The following is a 26,505-nucleotide window of genomic DNA, read 5'->3' as shown; positions in this document are numbered from 1 at the left end:
GACACTTGCCCTCTTGCGCAGGGACACCCATCCAGCGCAGGCGCCCCCGACGCCGCCGAAGGGCTCCCCTCACACACCGGATTCGAGCGGGCGGGTGGGAAAGGAAATGGCCCCGCCCAAGCGGACGGGGCCATTCAGCGCAATGTCAGCGACGGGCAACGCCCTCGGCACGAGCAGCCGCAGCCACCGCCGCCGTGACCGCGGGAGCAACCCGCTCGTCGAAGGGAGACGGAATCACATAGTCGGCGGCGAGGTCGTCCCCCACCACCGCGGCCAGCGCCTCAGCCGCAGCGATCTTCATCCCCTCGGTGATCCGAGTGGCCCGCACCTGCAGCGCGCCCGCGAAGATGCCCGGGAACGCCAGCACGTTGTTGATCTGGTTCGGGAAGTCCGACCGCCCGGTCGCCACGACCGCCGCGTACTTGTGCGCGACGTCCGGGTGCACCTCGGGGTTCGGGTTGGCCATCGCGAACACGAAGGCGCCCTTCGCCATGGAGGCCACGGCCTCCTCCGGGACCGTACCGCCGGAGACGCCGATGAACACGTCGGCGCCCGCGAGGGCGTCCTCCAGCGAGCCGGTGATGCCCGCCTTGTTGGTGAAGCCGGCCAGCTGACGCTTGACCGGGGTCAGGTCCTCCCGGTCGGCCGACACGACGCCCTTGCGGTCCGCCACCGCCACGTCCCCGATGCCGGCCTCGACCAGCATCTTCGCGATGGCGACACCGGCCGCGCCGGCGCCCGAGATGACGGCCCGCAGCTGCCCGATCTCACGGCCGCTCAGCCGCGCCGCGTTCCGCAGCGCCGCGAGCGTCACGACGGCCGTACCGTGCTGGTCGTCGTGGAAGACCGGGATGTCGAGGCGCTCCTGCAGCCGGCGCTCGATCTCGAAGCACCGCGGCGCCGAGATGTCCTCGAGGTTCACTCCGCCGAAGGAGGGAGCGAGCCGGACGACGGTCTCGACGATGTCGTCCACATCGGTGCAGTCGAGCGCGATCGGCACCGCGTCGACGCCGCCGAACTGCTTGAACAGGATCGCCTTGCCCTCCATCACCGGGAGGGAGGCCTGGGGACCGATGTCCCCGAGTCCGAGCACGGCCGTACCGTCGGTCACGACGGCGACCACCGAGGACTTCCATGTGTAGTCGTTGACCAGCTCCGGCTGTTCCGCGATCGCGGTGCACACGCGCGCCACACCGGGCGTGTACGCGAGGGAAAGGTCGTCCTTGTCGCGGACCGGCACGGTGGCCTGCACGGCCATCTTGCCGCCGCGGTGCAGCGCGAACACCGGATCGAAGGAATCGAGGGGCTCGGCCCCGCCGTCCTGATCCGTTGTGCTGTCGCTGCGAGGATTGACGATCTCCGCTGCCACTTTGTTTTACCCCTTAGGTATGCATGGTTTGAGGGTCGACCACTCCTGGTGAGGGGTGGGCGGGCACCGCGTACGACTCGATTGCTGATACGTACGAGCACATACGCGACGGGCGCGCCGCACACGCGCCCTGAGCCCCGGATGAGGGGTGTAAAGAACCTTCTTACCGGACGGACGGCGCCCACGACGAGTCCAATAGGCGCAAGGTCACATCTCGGAACCGGAAAGCCGCCGTGAGGTGACACGCGGCTGACAACCGCGCCAAGCGCGCGAAGACGTCGTACGCAGGTCTGCACGCTGACCACATCGTGAGATGCGCCGAAGATTTTCCGGCCATATGGCCGGACTTCGACAGATGGTTCGGTGCTGTTGAACCAAGGATGTACCGACCTGAGGCGGTTTCGGGGGTCACCCGTTATCCGATTTTGACATAGTCAGCCCCCTGAACGGCTTAGTCCGAATGGCAAGATGCGGTAAACCCACGAGGTCGCAACACCCGAAGGTGTGTGTACTCGTCGACCCATCGGCACCTCTTCCCATCCGCCGGAGGAACCACGATGACCGCAAGCTCCACCCGTCGTACGACCGCCGCCCGCTCCCGTCTGGCAGCGGTCGGTGCGATCGCGGTCGCGGGCACCCTGCTGCTCACCGGCTGTGGTGACCAGACCAAGGACAAGAGCAAGGACTCCGGCTCCAACAGCGCTCCGCTCGCCGACAAGCTCCCCAAGGACATCAGGGACAAGGGCAAGATCGAGGTCGGTTCGGACATCAAGTACGCCCCGGTGGAGTTCAAGGACTCCTCCGGCAAGGCCGTCGGCCTGGACCCGGACCTCGCGGCGGCTCTCGGCAAGCAGCTCGGCGTGACGCTGGAGTTCCAGGACGGCACCTTCGACGGTCTGCTCACCGGTCTGCGCTCCGGCCGTTTCGACATAGCCATGTCGGCGATGACGGACAACAAGGACCGCCAGCAGGGCATCGACCCGGACACGGGCAAGAAGGTCGGCGAGGGCGTCGACTTCGTCGACTACCTGACCGCCGGTGTCTCGATCTACACCCGCAAGGGCGACACCCAGGGCATCAACGGCTGGTCGGACCTGTGCGGCAAGAAGATCGCCGTGGAGCGCAGCACCGTCTCGGAGGACTTGGCCAAGCAGGAGGCCAAGAAGTGTCCGAGCGGCAAGAAGCTCACCATCGAGCCGTTCGACGACGACCAGCAGTCCCAGACCCGGCTGCGCTCCGGCGGTGTGGACGCCGCCTCCTCCGACTTCCCGGTCGCCGCGTACGCGGTGAAGACCTCCGGCGGCGGCAAGAACTTCCAGATCGTCGGCCAGCAGGTGGAGGCGGCCCCGTACGGCATCGCCGTGGCCAAGAAGGACACGCAGCTGCGCGACGCCCTCCAGGCCGCGATGAACGCGATCATCAAGAACGGCGAGTACGCGAAGATCCTCCAGAAGTGGGGCGCCAAGGACGGCGCCGTCCAGGAGTCCGTGATCAACGGCGGCAAGTGACCCGCGGAAGCACACGAGCAGAAGCGGCCACTGAGAGGCAACACGCGTGACTGACATCCAGAAGACGGCCGGGGAGAACAGCAGCACTCCCCCGGCCGGTCCGGAGGCCATCAAGGCCATCCCGGTCCGGCACTACGGGCGATATGTTTCCGCCGTCGTCGCCATCGCGATCCTCGTCGCGATCGTCTACGCCTTCAGCCAGGGCGACATCAACTGGCACGCGGTGCCGGACTACTTCTTCGACCACCGCATCATGACCGGTGTCTACAAGACCCTCATGCTGACGGTCCTGTCGATGCTGATCGGCATCGTCGGCGGCATCGTCCTCGCGATCATGCGGCTGTCGAAGAACCCGGTGACCTCGTCGATCGCCTGGTTCTACATCTGGTTCTTCCGCGGCACCCCGGTGCTGGTCCAGCTGTTCCTGTGGTTCAACCTGGGCCTGGTCTTCCACTACATCAACCTGATGCCGTTCTACAAGGACTACTGGTCGAACTTCATGACGCCGCTGCTGACGGCGCTGCTCGGCCTGGGTCTGAACGAGGCGGCTTACATGGCCGAGATCTGCCGCGCGGGCCTGCTCGCGGTGGACGAGGGCCAGACCGAGGCGGCCCACGCGCTCGGCATGAGCCACAGCAAGACGCTGCGCCGGGTGATCATCCCGCAGGCGATGCGCGTGATCGTGCCGCCGACGGGCAACGAAGTGATCAACATGCTGAAGACGACCTCGCTGGTGGCGGCCGTCCAGTATCCCGAGCTGTTCCGCTACGCCCAGGACATCGGCCAGAACTCCGGCGCCCCGGTGGAGATGTACTTCCTCGCCGCGGCCTGGTACCTGATCATGACCTCGGTGCTGAGCGTGGGCCAGTACTACATCGAGCGCTACTACGCCCGCGGTTCCAGCCGCCAGTTGCCGCCGACGCCGTGGCAGAAGGTGAAGGCGAACATGTTCTCGCTGGGCCGTCCGAGGGGAGCGGTGGGCGCGGCATGAACGACAAGCTGAGCAAGACGCAGGACGCGCCGGCCAAGGGCACGGTCCCCATGGTCAGGGCGCAGGGCGTGCACAAGTCCTTCGGTCACGTCGAGGTGCTCAAGGGCATCGACCTGGAGGTCGAGCCGGGCGAGGTGTTCTGCCTGATCGGCCCCTCCGGCTCCGGCAAGTCGACCTTCCTGCGGTGCATCAACCACCTGGAGAAGATCAACGCCGGCCGGCTGTACGTCGACGGCGAGCTGGTCGGCTATCGCCAGCAGGGCGACAAGCTGTACGAGCTGCGCGACCGCGAGGTCGCCACGAAGCGCCGGGACATCGGCATGGTCTTCCAGCGCTTCAACCTGTTCCCGCACATGACGGCGCTGGAGAACGTCATGGAGGCGCCGGTGCAGGTCAAGGGTGTGAGCAAGACGCAGGCCCGGGAGCAGGCCATGCAGCTGCTGCAGCGCGTGGGCCTGGCCGACCGGGCCGGGCACTACCCCTCGCAGCTGTCCGGCGGCCAGCAGCAGCGGGTGGCCATCGCCCGGGCCCTGGCGATGGAGCCGAAGCTGATGCTGTTCGACGAGCCGACCTCGGCCCTGGACCCGGAGCTGGTCGGCGACGTCCTCGACGTCATGCGGGATCTCGCCGAGTCCGGCATGACCATGGTCGTCGTCACCCACGAGATGGGCTTCGCCCGCGAGGTGGGCGACAGTCTGGTGTTCATGGACGAGGGCGTGGTGGTCGAATCGGGCCATCCCCGTGAGGTCCTGACGAACCCTCAGCACGAACGGACGCAGTCGTTCCTGTCGAAGGTCCTGTGATCACACATCGGTGAGGGGCGGTACGGATGTTCCGTACCGCCCCTTCCTTCGACATGACTTCAAAAACGACCCGCGAGTTCACCGGTGATGGTGCCGAGGATGCCGCCCTCTTCCTCTTCTTCTTCCTCGGCGTTCTTTCCGGCCGCCTCGCCGTGCGTACGGCCATGGACAGGCTTGGGCCGGGCGATCTGTTGCGCATGGGCGGACTTTTCCGGGGTGGACGCGGCTGCACCCGTCATGCCGATCGTGGCGAGCAGGACGGGGGTAGCGATCGCGATGGCCAGGGCCCTACGTGCAAACACGTCTTCCTCCGCATTTGGGACGATATGTCGCCGCCTAGCTACCCGGGCATCCCTTATCAAAAACGGCTCATCGAACTAACCACTCGCACGGCCCCGGCACACCCCGACGCCCCGGCCACACCCTCGGCCATGTCGAATTCCCCGGTTTGCGTAATACCCTGGACACACGACCGGCTGTTACCCGACGCAGACACGACCATGAAGCGCCCCCGTAAGGACTACAAGTGGAACTGGCCTATTACTCGGATTACGCCGTCCGGCTCGTCAACACCGAGGAACCGGCCCGGGGCAAGGACTCACTGACCTCGGTCGAGGCCGTCCGCGACCTCTTCGGCGACAACTCGTCGGCGGCCCGCCGCGCCACCGACGCCGACGTCACCCGCTTCCGCTCGGTGCGGGCCCGGCTGCGCGCGGTCTTCGAGGCGGCCGACCAGGGCGACGAGACCCTGGCCGTGGACCTCCTGAACTCACTGCTGCTGGAGTTCCCGGTGTCGCCGCAGATCTCCGGCCACGACCACCGCGACGAGGACGGCCGTCCGCTGTGGCACATGCACCTGGCCGACCACCCCTCCAACGCCACCGCCGGCTACGCGGCCATCGCGTCGATGGGCCTCGCCTTCCACCTGACGGAGTACGGCGTCGACCGCCTCGGCCTGTGCGAAGCCACGCCGTGCCGCAACGCCTACCTCGACACCTCCACCAACCGCTCCCGGCGCTACTGTTCCGACCGCTGCGCGACCCGCGCCAACGTGGCCGCCTACCGGGCCCGCAAGCGCCTGGAGGCCGACCGGTCGGCCAGCAGCGGCCTGGCGGCCGAGAGCGCCCAGCGCACCAGCGTCAGCGGCGAACGCTGACCGGCCGGGAGCGGCCGGTACCTGAAGCGTGCCCTGCCCAGCACCAACTCGTCCGGTACGACTCCGTAGTCGGTGCTGTCCCCGCCCGCGTAGGGGTTGTCCCCGAGCACCCACCAGCCGCCCTCGCGCCGCTCCACGGCACGCTTGACGACGAGCAGGTCCTGCTGGAACGGGTGACGCAGGACGATGACGTCCCCCGCCCTGACCGAGGCCCCGTACTGCACCAGCAGCCGGTCCCCGTGCTGGAGCGTGGGCACCATGGACGGGCCGGTCACCTCGGCCAGCCCGAACGGCGCCACCGCCCTCCCCCGCTCGGTCTCCTGCGACAGCTCCGGCATCCCCGGCACCTCCCCGGTCCGTTCCTCCACCAGTCTCAGTCTGACCCTGGACTTTTGTCCTAAGCCCTAGGGGGCACCCGAGAAATCGCCTTCTGCAGGGAGTAATGTCGCACCTGAGAAGACGATCACGAGGAAGGAATGCTCCATGCTTTCCCGCCTGTTTGCCCCCAAGGTCAAGGTCAGCGCCCACTGCGACCTGCCCTGCGGCGTGTACGACCCTGCCCAGGCCCGCATCGAGGCGGAGTCGGTGAAGGCCGTCCAGGAGAAGATGGCCGGTAACGACGACCCCCACTTCCAGGCACGCGCCACCGTCATCAAGGAGCAGCGCGCGGAGCTCGCGAAGCACCACGTCTCCGTGCTCTGGAGCGACTACTTCAAGGCCCCGCACTTCGAGAAGTACCCGGAGCTGCACCAGCTGGTCAACGACACCCTGAAGGCCCTCTCGGCCGCCAAGGCGTCCACCGACCCGGCGACGGGCCAGAAGGCGCTGGACTACATCGCCCAGATCGACAAGATCTTCTGGGAGACCAAGAAGGCCTGATCTCCATCAACGCCTTCTGACCCGCGGTTTCCTTGATTGCAGGGTCTCTCTGTCCGCACCCGGTCCTCACGGCCGCCGAGCACGGCGTCCATGAGGGGCCGGGTGCGGTCTTTCAGTCTGGCCGGCCTGGAGGGTGTGCTCGGCGGCGTCGACCGTCAGGGTCATCCGGCCGGAGATGACGCTGACGGTTTCCACGACTCCGGCCTGGTTGGGGGTGGCTGGGGTACTCCTCGTCCGGTTCCGGCCGCCAGCGCCAGACCTCGACCGGGGCCGGACCCGAGGTCGTCAGCACGAGCCGGGCCTCGCTGCCACGTTCCCCGGTCCACAGGGGAGCGACATGGCCCGCGTCCACCACGCGGACACGGCCCCGGGACGGCCCTTGTATGAGCGCGGACACCGAGATGCCGAGGGCGTCGGCGAGCCGGACCAGGGTGGCCGGATTGGGGTTGCCCTGCGCCTTCTCCCGTGCCACCAGCCGCAGGCCACCGTCCGAAAGGAGAGAGACCGGTGTCGGTGTCCTGTGCCAAGCTGTCGGCGTGACCCTGGAGGACCTCAGACGGCTGCGGCGGGTGCGCGACCGTATGGACCGCGAGTACGCCGAGCCGCTCGACATGACCGAGCTGGCCCGCGGCGCCCACATGTCGCCGGGCCACTTCCAGCGCAGCTTCCGCAAGGCCTTCGGCGAGACGCCGTACAGCTATCTGATGACCCGCAGGATCGAGCGGGCCAAGGCGCTGCTGCGCCGCGGCGACCTCACCGTGACCGAGGTGTGCCTCGCCGTGGGGTGTACGTCGCTCGGTTCCTTCAGCTCCCGCTTCACCGAGCTGGTCGGGGAGACCCCGAGCGCCTACCGGGCCCGTGACCACGAGGAGAGCGCGGTGATCCCGTCCTGCGTGGCCCGTACGTTCACCCGCCCGCGCCGCCGGCCCTGGTGACAGGCGCGCGCCCGGATCCGGATGGGCCTAGCGTGAGCGCATGGACGTGAAACTCAAGCAGTGCTTCATCGCGGTGGACGACCACGACAAGGCGCTCGCCTTCTACCGTGACGTGCTCGGCCTGGAGGTCCGCAACGACGTGGGCTTCGAGGGCATGCGCTGGGTGACGCTGGGCTCGCCGCTGCAGCCGGACGTCGAGATCGTGCTGGAGCCGCCCGGTGCGAACCCGGACGCCTCACCCGCCGACCGGCAGGCGATGGCCGAGCTGCTCGCCAAGGGCATGCTGCGGGGTGTCATCTTCACGACCGAGGACTGCGACGCGCTGTACGAGCGGGTGCGGGAGTCCGGCGCCGATGTGCTCCAGGAGCCCACGGACCAGCCGTACGGGGTGCGCGACTGCGCCTTCCGCGACCCGGCGGGCAACCAGCTGCGCTTCCTCCAGCGGCCCGCGGAGTGAAATACCGGGAACGTGAGATACCGGGCGCGTGTAATACAACGTACGCGAAATGCCGCGGGCCGTTGGGCAGTTGGCGCCTACACTCCCCGTCATGATCATTCGCTGGACGTACGCCTTCGCGGACCGGCCCGCCGCCCGGCTGCCCGAGGCCCGCGCCTTCTGGGCCGCCGTCACCGGTACCCGGCCGTCCGAACCCCGCGGTGACCGGGGGGAGTTCCTGACCCTGCTGCCCGAGGACGACGGCGGGGCGGACGCCTGCGTGAAGCTCCAGGGTGTCATCGAGGGGGAGGGCGGCGCCCACCTCGACCTCTGCACTCAGGACGTGCGGGGGTTGACGGGAACGGCCCGTGAACTCGGCGCGGAGGTGGTGGCGGACCACGGCGGATGGGCCGTACTGCGCTCTCCTGCAGGGAAGTTGTTCTGTGCCGTGCCCTGGCACGGGGAGTCGGTGCGGCCGCCGGTGGTGGCGGGCAGTCGGCTCGACCAGGTGTGCCTCGACATCCCGCCGTCGGCGTACGCCACCGAGTCCGCCTTCTGGGCCCGCCTCACCGGCTGGGAGCGGCAGACCGGGTCACGACCGGAGTTCGAGGTGCTGAAGCCGCCGGCGCAGCTGCCCGTCCGGATCCTTCTCCAACGGCTCGACGAGGAACGTCCCGTCTCCGCCCATCTCGACCTCGCCTGCGCGGACATCGCCGCCGTCCGCGCCCGGCACGAGGGGTACGGGGCGGTCCGGGTGGGCGGGGGCCCGCACTGGACGGTGATGCGCGATCCGGCGGGCGGCACCTACTGCCTGACCGGCCGGGACCCGGAGACCGGCGGCCTGCCCGGCGCCGCTCGGCGCCCGGAGGACGCGTAGAGGCACACCAGGGTCACCGCGCACCGCCACCGGCGCCCGCGGCGCGCGCCCCCTCGTCGGTCACTTCCAGGGCTCCACGTCCACCACGGCGCCGGCCGGCACCGGCCCGTACACATGGGGGAACTCCTCGCCGCCGGGCTCCAGGGCCTCGTACTTCACCGGCGCGCCGACCAGGGCCGGGTCCACGACCAGCACGACCAGCTCGTCCGGGCCGTCGTAGTCGCCGTAGAGGAACGCGGCGATACGCGGGAGCTGCTCGCGGGTGGAGAAGTGGATGAAGCCCTCCTCCTGGAGGGTGCGGCCACGGGTGGACACCTCATAGGAGCCGCGCTCGCGCGCCGTCTCCCAGAGGGAGCGTTCGGTGATGTGGAAAATACGGGGCAGTTTCGGCATGCGCCCACGGTACGGCGCCGGCTGAGGGCTCAGCGGTGTACCGGCGGCGGGCTCAGCGGTGTTTCCGCGCGTGCGCATGCGGCGGGCCCCGCACGCCGTGGGGATGTGCGGGGCCCGCCCGGCCGGAATGCCGGGGGCCGTGCGAGGTCAGGAGTCGCACGGGCCCGGGACTCCGGGGCTTCTCCCGGCTGCCGGTGCCGGCAGCACTCAGCTGCTGCGCCGGGTCACGAACTCGGCGAGCGCCAGCAGACCGCCCGCCGCCTCGGGGGCGGGGATCGCTCGGGACAGCTCGTGCACGGCACGGGCCATCCGGTCGGCCGCCTCGGCCTGCGCCCAGTCCCGGCCGCCCGCCCGCTCCACGGCCAGGGCCGTGCGCGCGATGCCCTCGGCGTCACCGGAGACATACGGCTTGCCGTACAGCTCGGCCAGTTCGGCCGCCGCCTCGGTGCCGGTCGAAAGGGCCGCCACCACGGGCAGCGACTTCTTGCGGGCCGCGAGATCCGCGCCGGCCGGCTTGCCGGTGCGCCGCGGGTCGCCCCATATGCCGATGACGTCGTCGATCAGCTGGAAGGCGAGCCCCGCCTGGCGGCCGAAGCCGTCCAGTGCCGCCACGTCCTCGTCGCCGGCACCCGCGTACAGCGCGCCGAGGGCACAGGCGCAGCCCAGCAGCGCGCCGGTCTTGGCCTCGGCCATGGCGAGCACCTCGTCGAGGGTGACCTCGTCCGGGGCGCGGCGCTCCAGGTCCGTGTCGGTGTGCTGGCCGGCGCACAGCTCCAGGACACAGTCCGCGAGCCGGGCCGCGGCCGGTCCCGAGGCCGGGTGCGGGTCCTCGGCGAGCAGCCGCAGGGCCAGTGCCTGGAGGGCGTCGCCCGCGAGGATCGCGTCGGCGTCGCCGAACACCGTCCAGGCCGTGGGCCGGTGCCGGCGGGAGGTGTCCCGGTCCATCACGTCGTCGTGCAGCAGCGTGAAGTTGTGGACCAGTTCGACCGCCACCGCCGCCCGGACCGCCGCCGCCCGGGCCGCCGGCCCGCCGAGGGCCGCGGCCGACGCCAGGACGAGCGCGGGCCTTATCGCCTTGCCGGCCTTGCCCGTTGCCGGGGTGCCGTCCGCGTGCTGCCAGCCGAAGTGGTAGAACGCGATCCGGCGCATGGCGCCGGGCAGCGACTCCAGGGCCGCGCGCAGCTCCGGGTCGACGACGGCCCGGGTGCACTCCAGCAGGACCGCTGCCTCCTGTCCGTCGAACGGACCGGCGTCGGTCCTCCCCCTCCGTTCCCCCGCCGTGCCGGGGTGCGGCACGACGGGGGAACGCTGTTCTGTCTCCGTCATGAACTCGGCCATGTCTCCCCCTCGCCAGGTCCGCGGACGCCGGCGTCGCCGGCCCGGCCGGACGCATGTTCCGAGGGTCTACCCGCCGCGGCGGGCGGGGACACGGCCGCGAAGTGCGGAAACGTCACCTCCAGCGGCCGATCTCGACGTTCTCCAGCACACCGAGCGCGTCGGGCACCAGCACGGCGGCCGAGTAGTAGGCCGTCACCAGGTACTTGATGATGGCCTGTTCGTTGATGCCCATGAAGCGGACCGACAGGCTCGGCTCGATCTCGTCCGGGATGCCCGACTGGCGCAGACCGACGACGCCCTGGTCCTGCTCACCGGTACGCATCGCGATGATCGAGGTCGTGCGCTCCGGAGTGACCGGGATCTTGTTGCACGGGTAGATCGGCACCCCGCGCCAGGTGGGGATGCGGTTGCCTCCGATCTCGACGGTCTCCGGGACCAGGCCGCGCTTGTTCAGCTCGCGTCCGAACGCGGCGATCGCGCGCGGATGGGCCAGGAACAGCTTGGTGCTGCGCCGGCGGCTGAGCAGCTCGTCCATGTCGTCCGGGCTGGGCACGCCGTCGTGCGGCTGGATCCGCTGGTCGTACTCGCAGTTGTGGAGCAGGCCGAAGTCGCGGTTGTTGATCAGCTCGTGCTCCTGGCGCTCCTTGAGTGCCTCGACCGTGAGCCGCAGCTGCTGCTCGGTCTGGTTCATCGGCTGGTTGTACAGGTCGGCCACGCGTGTGTGGATGCGCAGCACGGTCTGGGCGATGCTCAGTTCGTACTCGCGGGGCCGTGCCTCGTAGTCCACGAAGGTGTGCGGGATGTCGGGCTCGCCGGAGTGACCGGCCGCCAGCTCGACCTCCTTCTCGCCGTACTTGTTGGTCCGCTGCTCCGGGACGGAGCGCAGCTGCTCCAGGTGGGCACGCAGGGTGTCGGAGCGCTCGGCGATCTGCTGGAAGTCCTGGCGGCTGAGGATCAGCACCGTGGTCGCGGTGTCCGCGCGGACGGTGTACTCCCAGATGGCGTCCGGGTCCAGCAGCGCCTGCTCCCCGAAGTAGGCGCCGTCGGCGAGGACCCCGAGGACGGCGTCGTCGCCGTAGGGGCCGGTGCCGATCTTCTCGACCCTGCCGTGCGCCAGCAGGTACACCTCGCCCGTCTGGTTGCCGAAGTCGGCGATCACCTCACCGGCCGCGAAGTCGCGTTGGCGGCAGCGCCGGGCCAGCTCCGTCAGCACCTCCTCGTCCTCGTAGGAACGCAGGGCCGGCAGTTCGCCGAGCTCGGCCGGGATGACCTCGACCTGGTCGCCGGTCTTCACGAAGGTGATGCGGCCGTCGCCGACGGAGTACGTCAGTCGCCTGTTGACGCGGTACGTGCCGCCCTGGACGTCGACCCACGGGAGTGTGCGCAGCAGCCAGCGGGAGCTGATCTCCTGCATCTGCGGGACGGACTTGGTGGTGGTGGCCAGGTTCCGCGCGGCCGCCGTCCCGAGGGACTGCTGCGGCTTGCTCTGATCCGTGCGGACCTCTTCGCCTACCGACATAGAGAATTGCCTCCCAGGTATTCCCGGTGCCGAATCGCGCAGGCACCGGTCTCGCAACCGAGCCTTCCATCACTGTCAGTGGCCGCGCCATTACCCGAAAGAGCGGGAATGGATCATCGGATTACTGGGCACGAAGAGGGATCTCGTCGTGGTCCGGGGTCCGGTTTCGGTAGCGTCCGGCGACCGGAACGGACCGGCACGGAACGAAGGAGGCGGCATGGCCCCACCCATGTCCGCGAGCGGGTTTCTGGACGCTCTGCGAGCGGAGGGCGTCACCGTCGTCGAGGTCGGCGACTGGCAGAACCACAACCGCAATCACAAGGGCCCGTGGGGGCCCGTCCACGGCGTGATGATCCACCACACGGTGACCCGCGGCAGCGCGCACACGGTGCAGATGTGCAGGGACGGCCGTCCGGCGCTGCCGGGCCCGCTGTGCCACGGCGTGATCACCAAGGACGGCAGGGTCCATCTGGTCGGCTACGGCCGCGCCAACCACGCCGGCCTCGGTGACGACGACGTGCTGCGCGCGGTGATCGCCGAGGAGGGGCTGCCGCCGGACAACGAGGCGAACACCGACGGCAACCGGCACTTCTACGGCTTCGAGTGCGAGAACCTGGGCGACGGGGAGGACCCCTGGCCGCAGGTCCAGCTGGACGCGGTCACCCGGGCGGCGGCTGCGGTGTGCCGCCGGCACGGGTGGACCGAGAGCTCGGTGATCGGCCACCTGGAGTGGCAGCCAGGGAAGGTGGATCCGAGGGGTTTCGGGATGGGGTGGCTGCGGGAGCGGGTGGCCGAGCGGTTGGAGGGGTGGCGACAATGAGGCAGTGACCAGCACCGACCCGCTCACCCCGCGCCTGCCCTCCCCTCTTCAGGAGGTCAGGGACGAGCGCTTCGGCCGTCACGGACTCCAGCTGCTCCTGAAGCGCGACGACCTGATCCACCCCGACCTCATCGGCAACAAGTGGCGCAAGCTCGTGCCGAACGTGGAGGCGGCCCGAGGCCGCCCCCTGGTCACCTTCGGCGGTGCCTACTCCAACCACCTGCGCGCCACCGCCGCCGCGGGCCGCCTCCTCGGTCTGCCGACCACCGGCGTGGTCCGCGGCGAGGAGCTGGCCGGCCGTCCGCTCAACCCTTCCCTGGCCCGGTGTGCGGCGGACGGCATGCGCCTGCACTTCGTCGGCAGGTCGGCGTACCGCCGCAAGACGGAGCCGGAGACCCTGGCCGCGATCCTGCGCGCGGCCGGCGCCGAGGAGGCGTACGTCGTCCCCGAAGGCGGCAGCAACAGCGCGGCCGTACACGGCTGCCGGGCCCTCGGCGGGGAACTGCGCGGGCACGCCGACGTCGTGGCGGTCGCCTGCGGCACCGGCGGCACCCTCGCGGGGCTCGCCGCCGGGCTGGCGGCCGGACAGCGCGCGCTCGGCATACCGGTCCTCAAGGGCGGCTTCCTGGAAGGCGAGGTACGGAGTCTGCAGGAACGTGCCTTCGGCGCCCGTACCGGCTCCTGGTCGCTCGACGAGCGTTTCCACTTCGGCGGTTACGCCCGTACGACACCCGGCCTGCACGCTTTCGCGGAAGACTTCGAGGACCGCCACGGGCTGCCCGTCGAACGTCTCTATGTCGCCAAGTTGCTCTACGGACTTGTCTCCCTCGCCGGGGAGGGCGCCTTCGCGCGCGGGACGACGATCGCCGCCGTCGTCACCGGGCGGCCGTTCCCGGAGGGCTAGGGACACCCACTAGGCCGCCTCCCGGTAGGCCGCCGCCTCCTCCAGGTCCAGGCGTCTGAGCAGCGCGCGCAGCATCTCGTCGTCGATGTAGCGGTTGTCCCGGAGCTTGACGAAGACCTCGCGTTCGGCGCTGATCATCTCGCGGGAGAGCCGGCGGTAGGTGTCGTCCACGGTCTCGCCGGTGACCGGGTTGGTCTGGCCGAGACGCTCCCAGACCGCGTTGCGACGGCGCTCCAGGACCGTGCGCAGGCGGTCGGCGAGCGGCGGGGGCAGGGCGTTGCGCTCGTCGGAGAGGAGGTCGTCCAGGCGGCTCTCGGCGGCCCGGGAGGCCTGTGCCTGGGCGTTGGCCTCGGCGAGCGTCTCGGCCTGCCGGTCGCGCCCGGGGAACCGCATCAGGCGGATCAGCGGCGCGAGGGTCAGGCCCTGCACCACGAGGGTGCCGATGACGGTGGTGAAGGTCAGGAACAGGATCAGGTTCCGCTGCGGGAAGGGGGCGCCGCCGTGCACCGTGAGCGGGATCGAGAACGCGATGGCCAGGGACACCACACCGCGCATGGCGGCCCACCCCGTCACGACCGGCCCGCGCCAGGTGGGGTCGTCCTCGCGCTCCCTGATGCGGCGGAAGAGCCGGCGGGGCAGGAAGGTCGCCGGAAACACCCAGACGAACCGGGCCGCTACGACCACGAGGAAGACCGCGATCGCGTACCAGGCCGCATCCGCGCCCCGGTAGGCGCCCAGCCCCTTCAGGACGGTCGGCAACTGCAGGCCGATCAGCGCGAACACCGCCGATTCCAGCACGAAGGCGACCATCCGCCACACCGCGTCCTCCTGGAGCCGGGTGGCGAAGTCGACCTCCCACGCGCGGTGTCCGAGGTAGACCGCGACCACCACGACCGCGAGGACTCCGGAGCCGTGGAACTGCTCGGCCACGCCATAGGCGACGAACGGGATCAGCAGGGAGAGGGTGTTCTGCAGCAGCGCCTCCTTCAGGTGGGTGCGCAGCCAGTGGATCGGCACCATGAGCACCAGTCCGACGACGACACCGCCGACGGCGGCCCGCAGGAACTCGCCGACACCGCCCGCCCAGGTGGCTCCCTCGCCGACGGCCGCGGCGAGGGCCACCTTGTACGCGGTGATCGCGGTGGCGTCGTTGAGCAGGGACTCGCCCTGCAGGATGGTGGTGATCCGGGACGGCAGGCCGACCCGGCGTGCGATCGCCGCGGCCGCGACCGCGTCCGTCGGTGCGACCACCGCGCCCAGGACCAGCGCGGCGGGCAGTGGCAGCCCCGGGACGACGAGGTAGGCGACCCAGCCGACGACGAAGGTCGCGAACAGCACGTACCCGATCGACAGCAGCCCCACGGGCCGCATCTGCGCGCGCAGATCGAGGTACGAGCTCTCCGTGCCCTCCTTGTACAGCAGCGGGGGCAGCACCAGGGGCAGGACGATCTCCGGGTCCAGCGTGTAGTGCGGGACGCCGGGGGCGTACGAGACCACCAGGCCCACGGCGACCAGCAGCAGCGGGGCCGGCACGGGGGTGCGCCGGGCGGCCCCCGCGACCGCCGCACTGCCCGCCACCAGCAACAGCAGCGGCATCACGTCCATGATCCTCGCCCACCCTCGTTGTCCGCGCGGCCACCCGCACACCCGTCGTAATCTGGCAATCATGAAACAGTGCACGCACACCGACGCGCTGCCGCACCCGGAGCCGGATCCGCTCGACGCCACCTGCCCGGAGTGCCTGCGGGACGGCACGCACCCCGTCCAGCTGCGGCTGTGTCTCAGCTGCGGACACGTCGGCTGCTGCGACTCCTCGCCGGGGAGGCACGCCACGCAGCACCACGAGACGACCGGTCACCCGGTCATGCGGTCCTTCGAGCCGGGCGAGGAGTGGCGGTGGTGCTTCGTGGACCATGTACTGGCCTGAGCAGGCCGTCGCGTGATCACATTCCCGCCTGACCCCGTTCTCATGTGACACTGCATGCGGCGACGACCGCACGACGGTTCGAGCGTGTGACGTCTGGGTACGTCAACCCGGCGCGCCCACTTCCCATTTGGGCCCGCACACCCTCTAGACACGGAGCGTATACACAGCTTTACTGTGAGTGACGCCAAGGGGGTTGGGGGTCCCGGGACAGGAACGTTCGGAGCGCGATAGCGTCACCGCGGAACCACGTACGCGTTACCCCGGGGGGCAACCCTCGGCCCCGTAAAGCTTGTACCACCATGGAGGTGAGGGTGTCCCAGATCGCAGGCGAGCCCGCGGCGAATCAGGACTTCGTGGAAGTCCGGCTGCCGGCTGCGGGTGCCTACCTGTCGGTGCTGCGGACGGCCACGGCCGGTCTGGCGGCCCGCTTGGACTTCACCCTGGACGAGATCGAGGATCTGCGGATCGCCGTGGACGAGGCCTGCGCGATCCTGCTCCAACAGGCGGTGCCCGGCTCCGTGCTCAGCTGTGTCTTCCGGCTCGTCGACGACTCGCTGGAGGTCACGGTCGCGGCGCCGACCACGGACGGTCACGCCCCCTCGCGGGACACCTTCGCCTGGACCGTGCTGTCGGCCCTCGCGGGCAAGGTCTCGTCCGCCGTCGACGAGGACAAGACCGTGTCGATCAGCCTCTACAAACAGCGCGGCGCAGGTCCTGGGCCGGCGTGAGGAACGGGGACGGTCCGGTGCGTGACGAAGAGCGCGGCACACGGGAGCTGCCGGTCGGGGACGGGGGTGCCGCCTGGCCGAGGACGGCCGAGACGCCCGGGGAGGGCCCCGGGGACGGTTCCCGGCGCATGGCGGACGGCATCGACGGCATCCCCGAGCAGGCCAGACCGCACCCGGAGGACGACTCCGCGCGGGCCGGCGGTGACGGTTCCGTTGAGGGCGCCCCCGCGGTGGGACCCCGCGCGGCGGCCAGGGCTCGGGGAAGGGCTACGGGCGGGACGATGAGCGAGCACGAGCGGAACGCCGAGGACGACGCGCCGGGCGCGGAGGCCGTGCAGGCAGCACAGCACGGCCCCCAGGACCGCAGCGGGGCGCGGGCGATGTTCGTGGAGCTGCGCACGCTGAACGCGGGCAGCCCGGAGTACGCCGAGCTGCGCAATCAGCTGGTCCGTATGCACCTGCCGCTCGTGGAGCACCTGGCACGCCGGTTCCGCAACCGCGGCGAGCCGCTGGACGACCTCACCCAGGTCGCCACGATCGGTCTGATCAAGTCCGTCGACCGGTTCGACCCGGAGCGCGGCGTGGAGTTCTCCACGTACGCCACCCCGACGGTCGTCGGCGAGATCAAGCGGCACTTCCGCGACAAGGGCTGGGCGGTCCGGGTGCCGCGCCGGCTGCAGGAGCTGCGGCTCTCGCTGACCACGGCGACGGCCGAGCTGTCCCAGCTGCACGGCCGCTCCCCCACCGTGCACGAGCTGGCCGAGAAGCTCGCGATCTCCGAGGAGGAGGTCCTGGAGGGCCTGGAGTCCGCCAACGCGTACTCCACGCTGTCCCTGGACGTCCCCGACACCGACGACGAGTCCCCCGCGGTCGCCGACACCCTCGGCGCGGAGGACGAGGCGCTGGAGGGCGTGGAGTACCGGGAGTCGCTGAAGCCGCTGCTGGAGGATCTGCCGCCGCGGGAGAAGCGGATCCTGCTGCTGCGCTTCTTCGGGAACATGACCCAGTCGCAGATCGCGCAGGAGGTCGGCATCTCCCAGATGCACGTCTCCCGGCTGCTGGCCCGCACACTGGCGCAGCTGCGGGAGAAGCTGCTCGTCGAGGAGTGATCTACTCGGCGCGGCCCGGTCCCTTGATGCCGAGGGCCCGGGTCGTCTCGCCGTTGACGAGCAGCACCAGCGCCGCCACGGCGACGGCCGTGAGGGCGATACCGGCCGGGATGGCCACGCTGTCGGCATGGATCAGGTTGTACGCGATCGGCAGCGCCATGAGCTGGGTGATCACCGCGGGGCCGCGGCTCCAACTGCGCCGCAGCAGCAGTCCGCGCGCGGCGAGCAGCGGCAGCAGCGCGAGCACGACCAGGGTGATCCCCAGGGTCACGGCCTGCTGCCGGTCGTCCGGGGAGCCGGTGAGTCCCAGCACGAGCACCCACAGACCGCCGACCGCGAGGGCGACGCCCTCCAGCCCGGCCAGCACGGCGGCGTACGTCAGCCGACGGGGGCGCGGACCGGCGGCTTCGGCGGTGGTCTGGGCGGGACTCTGCTCACTGCTCACCCCAGCAGGGTAACGGTGGGCGGTGGGGGCGCCCCGAAAGGGGCGCGGGGCCGTCTCGATGTGCGGCTCCGCCGTGGGCGCGATCGGCCACCGAGGACCCGCGCCCGGCAGCGGAGCCGCACCCCGCGGCCCGGCACCGTGTCCACTGTCACGCCCCCACCTCTTACCGGATCCCTACCTCGCTCTACGCCCAGTACCCCCCAGTAGGTACGCTGCCCTCCATGCGTGCACTTCTCGTGGTCAATCCGGCGGCAACCACCACAAGCGCACGCAGGCGCGACGTCCTGATCCACGCGCTGGCGAGCGAGATGAAGCTGGAGGCGGTCACCACCGAGTACCGCGGCCACGCGCGCGACCTCGGCCGGCAGGCGGCGGACAGTGACGACATCGACCTCGTGGTGGCCCTCGGCGGCGACGGCACGGTCAACGAGGTCGTCAACGGCCTCCTGCACGCCGGCCCCGACCCCGAGCGCCTGCCCGGTCTCGCCGTCGTCCCCGGCGGCTCCACCAATGTCTTCGCCCGCGCCCTGGGCCTGCCCAACGACCCCGTCGAGGCCACCGGCGCCCTGCTGGACGCCCTGCGGGAGGGCAGCGAGCGCGTCGTCGGGCTCGGGCTGACCTCGGGCACGCCCGGCACCGAGGACGAGGCGGTCCCGGACCGCTGGTTCACCTTCAATGCCGGCCTCGGTTTCGACGCGGGCGTGGTCGGCCGGGTCGAGCAGCAGCGCGAGCGGGGCAAGAAGTCGACGCACGCGCTGTACGTACGGCAGGTGATCCGGCAGTTCCTGGGCGAGCCGAACCGGCGGCACGGCTCCATCACGCTGGAGCAGCCCGGCGAGGACCCGATCGGTGATCTTGTGGTCGCCATAGTCTCGAACACGTCCCCGTGGACGTATCTCGGCAATCGCCCCATGTACACGTCACCTAAAGCCTCGTTCGACACCGGCATCGACGTGCTCGGTCTCAGCCGTCTGTCGACGGCCTCGGTTGCCCGGTATGGCACCCAGTTGCTCACTTCGTCCCCCGAGCGCGGCCCCCATGGCAAGCACGTGCTCTCCCTGCATGATCTGGACCGGTTCACCTTGCATTCGAAGGTGCCTCTCCCCCTGCAGATGGACGGTGACCACCTGGGGCTGCGTACGAGCGTGACGTTCACAGGCGTACGCCGTGCACTGCGTGTGATTGTGTGAGCGGAAGACGCAAAAGTCCTTTCACTCGAACGTTTAGGCCAGGATCCACCCCATGGAAGTACGGCTGTGACCTAGTCGACACCGAGGAATCAAAAAAAACTTTCCGGAAGGGGTTGTATCCGCCGCTGAGGTTTGCGAGTCTCTACGTGGCGATCGGGACGGCCCGCAACACCGGCCTCCACTGATCACCGGAACCCCTCTTCAAACCAAGGACCACGCCGGGGAAGACTCGGCGGTCGGCCCTTCACTTGTTGAGGGATTCGTGAAAGCGTTCACATTCACAAGCAACCTGCACGTAATACGTTCAGAGAACCTAGGAGAGGTAGCAGCCATGGACTGGCGTCACAACGCCGTTTGCCGCGAGGAAGACCCCGAGCTCTTCTTCCCCATCGGCAACACCGGTCCTGCGCTGCTGCAGATCGAGGAAGCCAAGGCCGTCTGCCGTCGCTGCCCGGTGATCGAGCAGTGTCTGCAGTGGGCGCTCGAGTCCGGCCAGGACTCCGGCGTCTGGGGTGGTCTCAGCGAGGACGAGCGCCGCGCCATGAAGCGCCGCGCCGCCCGCAACCGGGCCCGTCAGGCCTCCGCCTGACACACCCACCCCTGCTGACAGCCTGAGCTTGGCGGCGCGTGCAGCACGCACGCATCTCCCGCCCCCGAGCCGCAGCGCGCAGTATCCCCCGATGCCGCTAGCGATTTAGCAGAGCAGCACGAGCACGAGCCTCGGACCCATGACGGTCCGGGGCTTTTTGCTGTGCTCAAACGTCCTCAGGACAGGGTGACGTGCCCCACTTCAGCGCCCGCAGCTCACTTCTGCGCCCGCACCGGAATGTCGAGGATCACCCGGGTCCCCCGCCCCGGTGCGGGAACCATGTCGAACGAACCGCCCAACTCCCCTTCCACCAGCGTTCGTACGATCTGCAGCCCCAGGTTTCCCGAGCGGTGCGGATCGAAGTCCTCGGGCAGGCCGACGCCGTCGTCCTGGACGGTGACGAGAAGGCGGGCCTCCTTCGTCGTACCCCCACGCACCGCCGACACCTCGACCGTGCCGGTGTCGCCCTCGCGGAAGCCGTGCTCCAGGGCGTTCTGCAGGATCTCGGTGAGGACCATCGACAGCGGGGTGGCCACCTCGGCGTCGAGTATGCCGAAGCGCCCGCTGCGCCGGCCGGTCACCTTGCCCGGCGAGATCTCGGCGACCATCGCCAGCACGCGGTCGGCGATGTCGTCGAACTCCACGCGCTCATCCAGGTTCTGAGACAGCGTCTCATGCACGATCGCGATCGAGCCGACGCGGCGGACGGCCTCCTCCAGGGCCTCCCGGCCGCGCTCGGAGTCGATGCGCCGGGCCTGCAGCCGCAGCAGCGCGGCGACCGTCTGGAGGTTGTTCTTCACCCGGTGGTGGATCTCCCGGATGGTCGCGTCCTTGGTGATCAACTCCCGCTCGCGGCGCCGCAGTTCGGTGACGTCCCGGCACAGCACCAGGGAACCGATCCGGGTGCCCTTGGGCTTGAGCGGGATGGCCCGGAACTGGATGACCCCGTCATTGGCCTCGATCTCGAACTCGCGCGGCGCCCAGCCACTGGCCACCTTGGCGAGCGCCTCGTCCACCGGCCCCCGGGTGGGGGCGAGTTCGGCGGTGGTCTGGCCGAGGTGCTGGCCGACCAGGTCGGCGGCGAGGCCGAGGCGGTGGTAGGCGGACAGCGCGTTCGGGGAGGCGTACTGGACGATGCCGTCGGCGTCCAGCCGGATCAGTCCGTCACCGACGCGCGGCGAGGCGTCCATGTCGACCTGCTGGTCGGGGAAGGGGAACGATCCTGCCGCGATCATCTGCGCGAGGTCGGAGGCGCTCTGGAGGTAGGTGAGCTCCAGACGGCTCGGGGTGCGGACGGTCAGCAGGTTGGTGTTGCGGGCGATCACGCCGAGGACGCGGCCCTCGCGTCGTACGGGAATGGACTCGACCCGTACGGGGACCTCCTCGCGCCACTCCGGGTCGCCCTCGCGCACGATCCGGCCCTCGTCCAGTGCCGCGTCCAGCATGGGCCGGCGGCCACGCGGGACGAGGTGGCCGACCATGTCGTCCTGGTAGGAGGTGGGGCCGGTGTTGGGGCGCATCTGGGCCACCGAGACGTACCGCGTGCCGTCGCGGGTGGGGACCCACAGGACCAGGTCGGCGAAGGAGAGGTCGGAGAGCAGCTGCCACTCCGAGACCAGCAGATGGAGCCACTCGAGGTCGGAGTCGTCGAGGGCGGTGTGCTGGCGGACCAGTTCGTTCATGGAGGGCACGTCTGCGAGCGTACCCGCGGGCCGTGGGTGGCCGGAAAACACCCGCGGGCCGCGGCGCCTGGAAGGGACCCTCAACCCTCCCGGCACCGCAGCCCGGAGCATCATCGGCCGTGGGGTGTGCGGTCCCGATCGGCCGAAGGTCGAGGAGCCGGGGCAGTCAGGGCAGAGAGCGCCGGTTCCTCGATCCGCCTTCCTGTGCGGGGAAGACGGAGGCTTGTTCCACGTTGATGTGTTCTTGTCGATTGTGGACTAGACCACAACGATGTGTCCATGGTCTCGTCGGCATGCACGACTGATGGCACCCGATGCCACGCAGCCTAGCCCGCCTCGGTCAGTCGCGGGGCCAGATGGCCATGGCAATTTCCGCGAGCGCTTCCAGTTCCTTGCGGTTCGCTCCGTCACGAGCCTGCTGGGACATGCCCTGGATCATGGCACCGGCGTGCCGGGCGAGGGCGGCGGCATCGACGTCTGCCGGCAGCCGCCCGGCCGCGAGGTCCGCCCGGATCCGGGATTCGAGGGCGGCGATGCTGTCGTTGCGCCGCGCGCGCAGCAGCTCCTCGACCTCGGGGCTGGTGCAGTTGGTGGCGGCGTGCACGACCAGGCAGCCGTACGGGTGCGCGGGGTCGGTGTACTCGGCGGCGGCCTCGCGCAGCACGCGCGCGACGGCGGCGCGGGCGGTGGGCTCCTCGGCGAGGGCGCGGTCGACGAAGGCGCCGTGCGTGCCGGTGTAGACCCGGACGACCTCCTCGAACAGGGTGCGCTTGTCACCGAAGGCCGCGTACAGGCTCGGCGCCCCGATGCCCATGATCCGGGTGAGGTCGGCGACCGAGGTGGCCTCGTATCCGTGCTCCCAGAAGGCCATGAGCGCCTTCTCCAGGGCGGTGGCCCGGTCGAAGGAACGCGGCCGTCCACGCCCCTTCGGCGTCTTGACCTGCTCTTCCGTGTGCCCGAGTGCCGCCATGGAAGGCATTTTATAGCGGACCTTAGAGAAATGACCCCGTCGTGCCGGGTTTCCGCGCCCGGACCCGCACCCGCGCCCGCCGATTCTGCTAGATTGGTCTAAACCACATAGAGACGCACGAGCCCACTTCAGAACGGCAGGCCCAGCGTGGAAGTTGTCATCGTTCCGGATGCCGCGGCGGGCGGCGAGCTGATTGCCGAAGCCATGGCCCAGCTGCTGCGACGCAAGCCCGACGCCCTGCTCGGCGTGGCCACCGGCTCCACCCCGCTGCCCGTCTACCAGGCACTGACCGCCAAGGTCCGCTCCGGCGCCGTCGACACCTCAAGGGCGCGCATAGCCCAGCTCGACGAGTACGTGGGGCTGCCCGCCGACCACCCCGAGTCCTACCGCTCGGTGCTGCGCCGGGAGGTGCTGGAGCCGCTCGGCATCGGCATGGACGCGTTCGTCGGACCCGACGGCACCGCCCGGGACGTACAGGCGGCGTGCGAGGCGTACGACCGCGCGCTCGCCGCGGCCGGCGGAGTGGACCTGCAGCTGCTCGGGATCGGCACCGACGGACACATCGGGTTCAACGAGCCGTGCTCCTCGCTCGCCTCGCGGACCCGGATCAAGACACTGACCCAGCAGACCCGGATCGACAACGCCCGCTTCTTCGACGGCGACATCGAGCAGGTCCCGCACCACGTCATCACCCAGGGCATCGGCACCATCCTGGAAGCCCGGCATCTGGTGCTGCTGGCGACCGGTGAGGGCAAGGCGGACGCGGTCGCCGCGACCGTCGAGGGGCCGGTCGCGGCCGTGTGCCCGGCCTCCGCGCTCCAGCTCCACCCGCACGCCACGGTGGTCGTCGACGAGGCCGCCGCCTCGAAGCTCAAGCTGGCCGACTACTTCCGGCACACCTACGCCAACAAGCCGGACTGGCAGGGCATCTGATCAAGCACAGGGGGTGGTGGCCTAGACCAACAGCAGGTGCGACGGTATACAGAGGAGATCACGGAGCGTGCGGGGTGGACTCGTGACACACGAAGCCGTGCCACGATGTGACCCGTGGCCGATGCCAGTCGGTCGCTTTCGGCATCCGGAGCCGGGAAGGCAGAGCATGAGCACCGACGTCAGCAGTGCGGAGAACGAGGCCGGCACGACCGTCCGTACGGCGCGCGTGCCCAAGTACTACCGCCTGAAGAAGCACCTGCTCGACATGACGGAGACGCAGGCCCCGGGCACGCCGGTGCCGCCCGAGCGCACCCTGGCGGCCGAGTTCGACACCTCCCGCACCACCGTCCGCCAGGCACTGCAGGAGCTGGTCGTGGAGGGCCGGCTGGAGCGCATCCAGGGCAAGGGCACCTTCGTCGCCAAGCCCAAGGTCTCCCAGGCGCTGCAGCTCACCTCCTACACCGAGGACATGCGCGCCCAGGGCCTGGAGCCCACCTCGCAGCTGCTGGACATCGGCTACATCACCGCGGACGACCGGCTCGCCGGGCTGCTGGACATCGCCGCCGGCGGACGGGTGCTGCGCATCGAGCGGCTGCGCATGGCCAACGGCGAGCCGATGGCCATCGAGACCACGCATCTGAGCGCCAAGCGCTTCCCGGCACTGCGCAGGTCGCTCGTGAAGTACACGTCCCTCTACACCGCGCTCGCCGAGGTCTACGACGTCCACCTCGCCGAGGCGGAGGAGACCATCGAGACCTCGCTGGCCACGCCGCGCGAGGCGGGTTTGCTCGGCACCGATGTGGGCCTGCCGATGCTGATGCTCTCCCGCCACTCCCTGGACCGCGAGGGCAAGCCGGTGGAGTGGGTGCGGTCGGTGTACCGCGGGGACCGCTACAAGTTCGTCGCACGGCTCAAGCGGCCCGCCGAGTAGGACCGGTGGGCCTGGTGGACGTTCGCTGAATCGATATACCGATATACGGACGAGGTCTTCCACTGTCGCGACACCGTCACCTAGATTGCCTGCGCATTACACAGGTGATCAGCGAGGGGACGGAGAGCCTTGGCATGTCCGACACACCTGAAGTGAGACCACCGCTCGTCACCCCGGTCCGGGTGATCATCGCCTTCTGCCTCGTCGCGCCCTTCGTGGCGATGCTCTGGGTCGGCTCCTACGCCAAGACGGACCCGGCCTTCGTCGGGATCCCGTTCTTCTACTGGTACCAGATGCTCTGGGTGCTGATCTCCACCGCCCTGACGATGGCCGCGTACAAGCTGTGGCAGCGCGACCAGCGCGCCCGCGCCTCCCATGCCTCCCCCGTGTCCCCGAAGGGCGGTGAGGCGAAGTGAAGAACGACGTCAACGGCGTCGCGCTCGGCGTCTTCATCTTCTTCTTCCTGGCCGTCACGGTCATGGGCTTCCTGGCCGCACGCTGGCGCAAGGCCGAGAACGAGCACTCCCTGGACGAATGGGGCCTGGGCGGACGGTCGTTCGGCACCTGGATCACCTGGTTCCTGCTCGGCGGCGACCTGTACACGGCGTACACCTTCGTCGCCGTGCCGGCGGCGATCTACGCGGCGGGCGCCACCGGCTTCTTCGCGGTGCCGTACACGATCCTGGTCTACCCGCTGATCTTCACCTTCCTGCCGCGCCTGTGGTCGGTCAGCCACCGCCACGGCTACGTCACCACCTCGGACTTCGTCCGGGGCCGCTTCGGCTCCAAGGGCCTGTCGCTGGCCGTGGCGCTGACCGGCATCCTGGCGACGATGCCGTACATCGCGCTGCAACTCGTCGGCATCCAGGCGGTGCTGGACGTGATGGGCGTCGGTGGCGGGGACACCACCAACTGGTTCGTGAAGGACCTGCCGCTGCTGATCGCGTTCGGCGTGCTGGCGGCGTACACGTACTCCTCCGGCCTGCGCGCGCCCGCCCTGATCGCCTTCGTCAAGGACGCGCTGATCTACATCGTCATCGGGGTGGCGATCATCTACATCCCGATCAAGCTGGGCGGCTTCGACGACGTCTTCGCCAAGGCGGGCCACGCGTTCAGCCAGGTCAACCCGGCGACGGGCAAGCCGCGCGGCGCGCTCGTGCCCCCGGAGGCGAACCAGTGGACGTACGCCACCCTGGCCCTGGGTTCGGCGCTCGCGCTGTTCATGTACCCGCACTCGATCACCGCGACCCTGTCCTCCAGGAGCCGTGAGGTGATCCGCCGCAACACCACGATCCTGCCGCTGTACTCCCTCATGCTCGGTCTGCTCGCCCTGCTGGGCTTCATGGCGATCGCGGCCGGAGTGAAGGTCACCAACGGGCAGCTGGCCATCCCGCAGCTGTTCGAGGACATGTTCCCGGACTGGTTCGCGGGCGTGGCCTTCGCGGCGATCGGCATCGGCGCTCTCGTACCGGCGGCCATCATGTCGATCGCGGCGGCGAACCTCTTCACCCGCAACATCTACCGGGACTTCATCAAGCCGGACGCCACTCCCCGGCAGGAGGCCCAGGTCTCCAAGATCGTCTCGCTGCTGGTGAAGGTCGGCGCCCTGGTCTTCGTCCTCACCATGGACAAGACGGTCGCGATCAACTTCCAGCTGCTGGGCGGCATCTGGATCCTGCAGACCTTCCCGGCCCTGGTCGGCGGCCTGTTCACCCGCTGGTTCCACCGCTGGGCGCTGCTCGCCGGCTGGGCGGTCGGCATGGTGTACGGCACGGTCGCGGCGTACGGGGTCGCCTCGCCGACCCAGAAGCACTTCGGCGGCTCGGCCAAGGAGATCCCGGGCATCGGGGAGATCGGCTACATCGGCCTGACCGCGTTCGTCCTCAACGTAGCCGTGACCGTGGTCCTCACCTTCGTCCTCAAGGCCGCCAAGGCCCCCGAGGGCATCGACGAGACCAGCCCGGCCGACTACACGGCGGACGCGGGCGACCCCGGCGTCCAGGTGGAACTGCCGTCGGCGACGGCGGGCAGCGCGCACTAGGGGACCCCGCGACGCCGGGATGATCCAAACGA

Annotated in this window: 29 protein-coding genes and 1 pseudogene; 19 read left to right on the top strand and 11 right to left on the bottom strand. The window is 69.8% G+C overall.

The annotated features are described in order from the left end of the window. Positions 1-145 precede the first annotated feature (145 nt). Positions 146-1,369, bottom strand: coding sequence for an NADP-dependent malic enzyme (locus ACIGXP_RS06140; RefSeq protein WP_399764508.1), 1,224 nt, complete (start codon positions 1,367-1,369; stop codon positions 146-148). Between the two features lie 557 nt (positions 1,370-1,926). Here ACIGXP_RS06140 and ACIGXP_RS06135 point away from each other — a divergent pair. From ACIGXP_RS06135 to ACIGXP_RS06125, 3 genes are read left to right on the top strand one after another with little or no spacing between them, the layout of a single operon-like run. Then, positions 1,927-2,877: an ABC transporter substrate-binding protein gene (locus ACIGXP_RS06135; protein ID WP_363214446.1), complete on the top strand. Its 951-nt coding sequence runs from the start codon at positions 1,927-1,929 to the stop codon at positions 2,875-2,877. 46 nt (positions 2,878-2,923) lie between these two features. Next, positions 2,924-3,868 carry an amino acid ABC transporter permease gene (locus ACIGXP_RS06130; protein ID WP_399764505.1) on the top strand — a complete coding sequence of 315 codons (945 nt, stop codon included), beginning with the start codon at positions 2,924-2,926 and terminating at the stop codon, positions 3,866-3,868. A gap of 50 nt (positions 3,869-3,918) precedes the next feature. Then, the gene (locus ACIGXP_RS06125) at positions 3,919-4,671 is read left to right on the top strand and encodes an amino acid ABC transporter ATP-binding protein (RefSeq protein WP_363214497.1); all 753 of its coding nucleotides are present in this window, start codon (positions 3,919-3,921) and stop codon (positions 4,669-4,671) included. 59 nt (positions 4,672-4,730) lie between these two features. Here ACIGXP_RS06125 and ACIGXP_RS06120 read toward each other — a convergent pair whose 3' ends face one another. Further along, on the bottom strand, positions 4,731-4,973 hold the full coding sequence (locus ACIGXP_RS06120) for a hypothetical protein (RefSeq protein WP_363214448.1): 243 nt from the start codon (positions 4,971-4,973) through the stop codon (positions 4,731-4,733). 224 nt (positions 4,974-5,197) lie between these two features. On the opposite strand from ACIGXP_RS06120, the gene ACIGXP_RS06115 reads away from it, so the two are divergent. Next, entirely contained in the window at positions 5,198-5,827 is a 630-nt protein-coding gene (locus tag ACIGXP_RS06115; protein WP_399764502.1) for a CGNR zinc finger domain-containing protein, read from the top strand. Here ACIGXP_RS06115 and sodX read toward each other — a convergent pair. Next, positions 5,731-6,165: a nickel-type superoxide dismutase maturation protease gene (gene sodX, locus ACIGXP_RS06110; protein ID WP_363214498.1), complete on the bottom strand. Its 435-nt coding sequence runs from the start codon at positions 6,163-6,165 to the stop codon at positions 5,731-5,733. The genes ACIGXP_RS06115 and sodX overlap by 97 nt on opposite strands. Positions 6,166-6,310: 145 nt before the next feature. Between sodX and sodN the strand changes: the two genes are divergently transcribed. Continuing rightward, complete coding sequence (gene sodN / locus ACIGXP_RS06105) at positions 6,311-6,706, top strand: superoxide dismutase, Ni (protein ID WP_014674929.1); 396 nt, start codon at positions 6,311-6,313, stop codon at positions 6,704-6,706. A gap of 66 nt (positions 6,707-6,772) precedes the next feature. Here the strand turns inward: sodN and ACIGXP_RS06100 are convergent. Further along, positions 6,773-7,181: pseudogene (locus ACIGXP_RS06100) on the bottom strand (XRE family transcriptional regulator); the annotation flags it as partial. A gap of 106 nt (positions 7,182-7,287) precedes the next feature. Between ACIGXP_RS06100 and ACIGXP_RS06095 the strand changes: the two are divergent. The 3 genes from ACIGXP_RS06095 to ACIGXP_RS06085 all read left to right on the top strand — a co-directional run bounded on the left by ACIGXP_RS06095 (position 7,288) and on the right by ACIGXP_RS06085 (position 8,954). Then, positions 7,288-7,641: a helix-turn-helix transcriptional regulator gene (locus ACIGXP_RS06095; protein ID WP_399764498.1), complete on the top strand. Its 354-nt coding sequence runs from the start codon at positions 7,288-7,290 to the stop codon at positions 7,639-7,641. A 40-nt stretch (positions 7,642-7,681) separates the two neighbouring features. Then, entirely contained in the window at positions 7,682-8,098 is a 417-nt protein-coding gene (locus ACIGXP_RS06090) for a VOC family protein (protein WP_023546852.1), read from the top strand. Between the two features lie 91 nt (positions 8,099-8,189). Further along, complete coding sequence (locus tag ACIGXP_RS06085; protein WP_399764494.1) at positions 8,190-8,954, top strand: VOC family protein; 765 nt, start codon at positions 8,190-8,192, stop codon at positions 8,952-8,954. Between the two features lie 60 nt (positions 8,955-9,014). Here ACIGXP_RS06085 and ACIGXP_RS06080 read toward each other — a convergent pair whose 3' ends face one another. The 3 genes from ACIGXP_RS06080 to ACIGXP_RS06070 all read right to left on the bottom strand — a co-directional run bounded on the left by ACIGXP_RS06080 (position 9,015) and on the right by ACIGXP_RS06070 (position 12,204). Next, entirely contained in the window at positions 9,015-9,347 is a 333-nt protein-coding gene (locus ACIGXP_RS06080; RefSeq protein WP_363214451.1) for a DUF952 domain-containing protein, read from the bottom strand. 207 nt (positions 9,348-9,554) lie between these two features. After that, on the bottom strand, positions 9,555-10,673 hold the full coding sequence (locus tag ACIGXP_RS06075) for a family 2 encapsulin nanocompartment cargo protein polyprenyl transferase (RefSeq protein WP_399764491.1): 1,119 nt from the start codon (positions 10,671-10,673) through the stop codon (positions 9,555-9,557). A 124-nt stretch (positions 10,674-10,797) separates the two neighbouring features. After that, a complete protein-coding gene (locus ACIGXP_RS06070) occupies positions 10,798-12,204 on the bottom strand; it encodes a family 2B encapsulin nanocompartment shell protein (RefSeq protein ID WP_363214453.1) in 1,407 nt (468 codons plus the stop codon). 217 nt (positions 12,205-12,421) lie between these two features. On the opposite strand from ACIGXP_RS06070, the gene ACIGXP_RS06065 reads away from it, so the two are divergent. Together ACIGXP_RS06065 and ACIGXP_RS06060 are read left to right on the top strand one after the other, a co-directional pair. Continuing rightward, positions 12,422-13,024 carry an N-acetylmuramoyl-L-alanine amidase gene (locus tag ACIGXP_RS06065; RefSeq protein ID WP_363214454.1) on the top strand — a complete coding sequence of 201 codons (603 nt, stop codon included), beginning with the start codon at positions 12,422-12,424 and terminating at the stop codon, positions 13,022-13,024. A 4-nt stretch (positions 13,025-13,028) separates the two neighbouring features. After that, a complete protein-coding gene (locus ACIGXP_RS06060; RefSeq protein ID WP_399764487.1) occupies positions 13,029-13,928 on the top strand; it encodes a 1-aminocyclopropane-1-carboxylate deaminase/D-cysteine desulfhydrase in 900 nt (299 codons plus the stop codon). Positions 13,929-13,937: 9 nt separating this feature from the next. On the opposite strand, the gene ACIGXP_RS06055 is transcribed toward ACIGXP_RS06060, so the two are convergent. Beyond that, the gene (locus tag ACIGXP_RS06055) at positions 13,938-15,533 is read right to left on the bottom strand and encodes a Na+/H+ antiporter (protein ID WP_363214456.1); all 1,596 of its coding nucleotides are present in this window, start codon (positions 15,531-15,533) and stop codon (positions 13,938-13,940) included. A 61-nt stretch (positions 15,534-15,594) separates the two neighbouring features. Here ACIGXP_RS06055 and ACIGXP_RS06050 point away from each other — a divergent pair, with 61 nt between their 5' ends. The 3 genes from ACIGXP_RS06050 (at position 15,595) to ACIGXP_RS06040 (ending at position 17,692) form a co-directional block, all read left to right on the top strand. After that, on the top strand, positions 15,595-15,855 hold the full coding sequence (locus ACIGXP_RS06050) for a UBP-type zinc finger domain-containing protein (protein ID WP_363214457.1): 261 nt from the start codon (positions 15,595-15,597) through the stop codon (positions 15,853-15,855). Positions 15,856-16,166: 311 nt separating this feature from the next. Further along, a complete protein-coding gene (locus tag ACIGXP_RS06045; RefSeq protein WP_067055564.1) occupies positions 16,167-16,583 on the top strand; it encodes an anti-sigma regulatory factor in 417 nt (138 codons plus the stop codon). Positions 16,584-16,600: 17 nt separating this feature from the next. Continuing rightward, complete coding sequence (locus ACIGXP_RS06040) at positions 16,601-17,692, top strand: RNA polymerase sigma factor SigF (RefSeq protein ID WP_399764482.1); 1,092 nt, start codon at positions 16,601-16,603, stop codon at positions 17,690-17,692. Between the two features lies 1 nt (position 17,693). On the opposite strand, the gene ACIGXP_RS06035 is transcribed toward ACIGXP_RS06040, so the two are convergent. Beyond that, positions 17,694-18,137, bottom strand: a complete 444-nt coding sequence (locus tag ACIGXP_RS06035; protein ID WP_399764479.1) for a hypothetical protein — start codon at positions 18,135-18,137, stop codon at positions 17,694-17,696. A gap of 221 nt (positions 18,138-18,358) precedes the next feature. Between ACIGXP_RS06035 and ACIGXP_RS06030 the strand changes: the two genes are divergently transcribed. Both ACIGXP_RS06030 and ACIGXP_RS06025 read left to right on the top strand, forming a co-directional pair. Next, positions 18,359-19,327, top strand: a complete 969-nt coding sequence (locus tag ACIGXP_RS06030; protein ID WP_399764476.1) for a diacylglycerol/lipid kinase family protein — start codon at positions 18,359-18,361, stop codon at positions 19,325-19,327. A gap of 331 nt (positions 19,328-19,658) precedes the next feature. Then, the gene (locus ACIGXP_RS06025; RefSeq protein ID WP_003992873.1) at positions 19,659-19,916 is read left to right on the top strand and encodes a WhiB family transcriptional regulator; all 258 of its coding nucleotides are present in this window, start codon (positions 19,659-19,661) and stop codon (positions 19,914-19,916) included. Between the two features lie 215 nt (positions 19,917-20,131). Here ACIGXP_RS06025 and ACIGXP_RS06020 read toward each other — a convergent pair whose 3' ends face one another. Beyond that, on the bottom strand, positions 20,132-21,607 hold the full coding sequence (locus ACIGXP_RS06020; RefSeq protein ID WP_399764473.1) for a sensor histidine kinase: 1,476 nt from the start codon (positions 21,605-21,607) through the stop codon (positions 20,132-20,134). Between the two features lie 331 nt (positions 21,608-21,938). Then, positions 21,939-22,568, bottom strand: a complete 630-nt coding sequence (locus ACIGXP_RS06015) for a TetR/AcrR family transcriptional regulator (RefSeq protein WP_399764471.1) — start codon at positions 22,566-22,568, stop codon at positions 21,939-21,941. A 147-nt stretch (positions 22,569-22,715) separates the two neighbouring features. Between ACIGXP_RS06015 and nagB the strand changes: the two genes are divergently transcribed. From nagB to mctP, 4 genes are all read left to right on the top strand, one after another. Then, positions 22,716-23,501, top strand: a complete 786-nt coding sequence (gene nagB, locus ACIGXP_RS06010) for a glucosamine-6-phosphate deaminase (protein WP_399764469.1) — start codon at positions 22,716-22,718, stop codon at positions 23,499-23,501. Positions 23,502-23,667: 166 nt separating this feature from the next. Then, positions 23,668-24,432, top strand: coding sequence for a GntR family transcriptional regulator (locus ACIGXP_RS06005; protein WP_351238169.1), 765 nt, complete (start codon positions 23,668-23,670; stop codon positions 24,430-24,432). A 134-nt stretch (positions 24,433-24,566) separates the two neighbouring features. Next, entirely contained in the window at positions 24,567-24,848 is a 282-nt protein-coding gene (locus ACIGXP_RS06000) for a DUF3311 domain-containing protein (RefSeq protein ID WP_399764465.1), read from the top strand. Then, positions 24,845-26,473 (top strand): monocarboxylate uptake permease MctP, encoded by a 1,629-nt coding sequence (mctP, locus tag ACIGXP_RS05995; protein WP_399764462.1) that lies wholly within the window; start codon positions 24,845-24,847, stop codon positions 26,471-26,473. Before ACIGXP_RS06000 ends, mctP begins: the two co-directional genes overlap by 4 nt. Positions 26,474-26,505: the final 32 nt, after the last annotated feature.

The organism is Streptomyces sp. NPDC053069 (assembly GCF_044546895.1).
Taxonomy (GTDB): domain Bacteria; phylum Actinomycetota; class Actinomycetes; order Streptomycetales; family Streptomycetaceae; genus Streptomyces.
The sequence above is the reverse complement of the archived record's forward strand: the minus strand, read 5'-3'. Positions and strand labels throughout refer to the sequence as shown.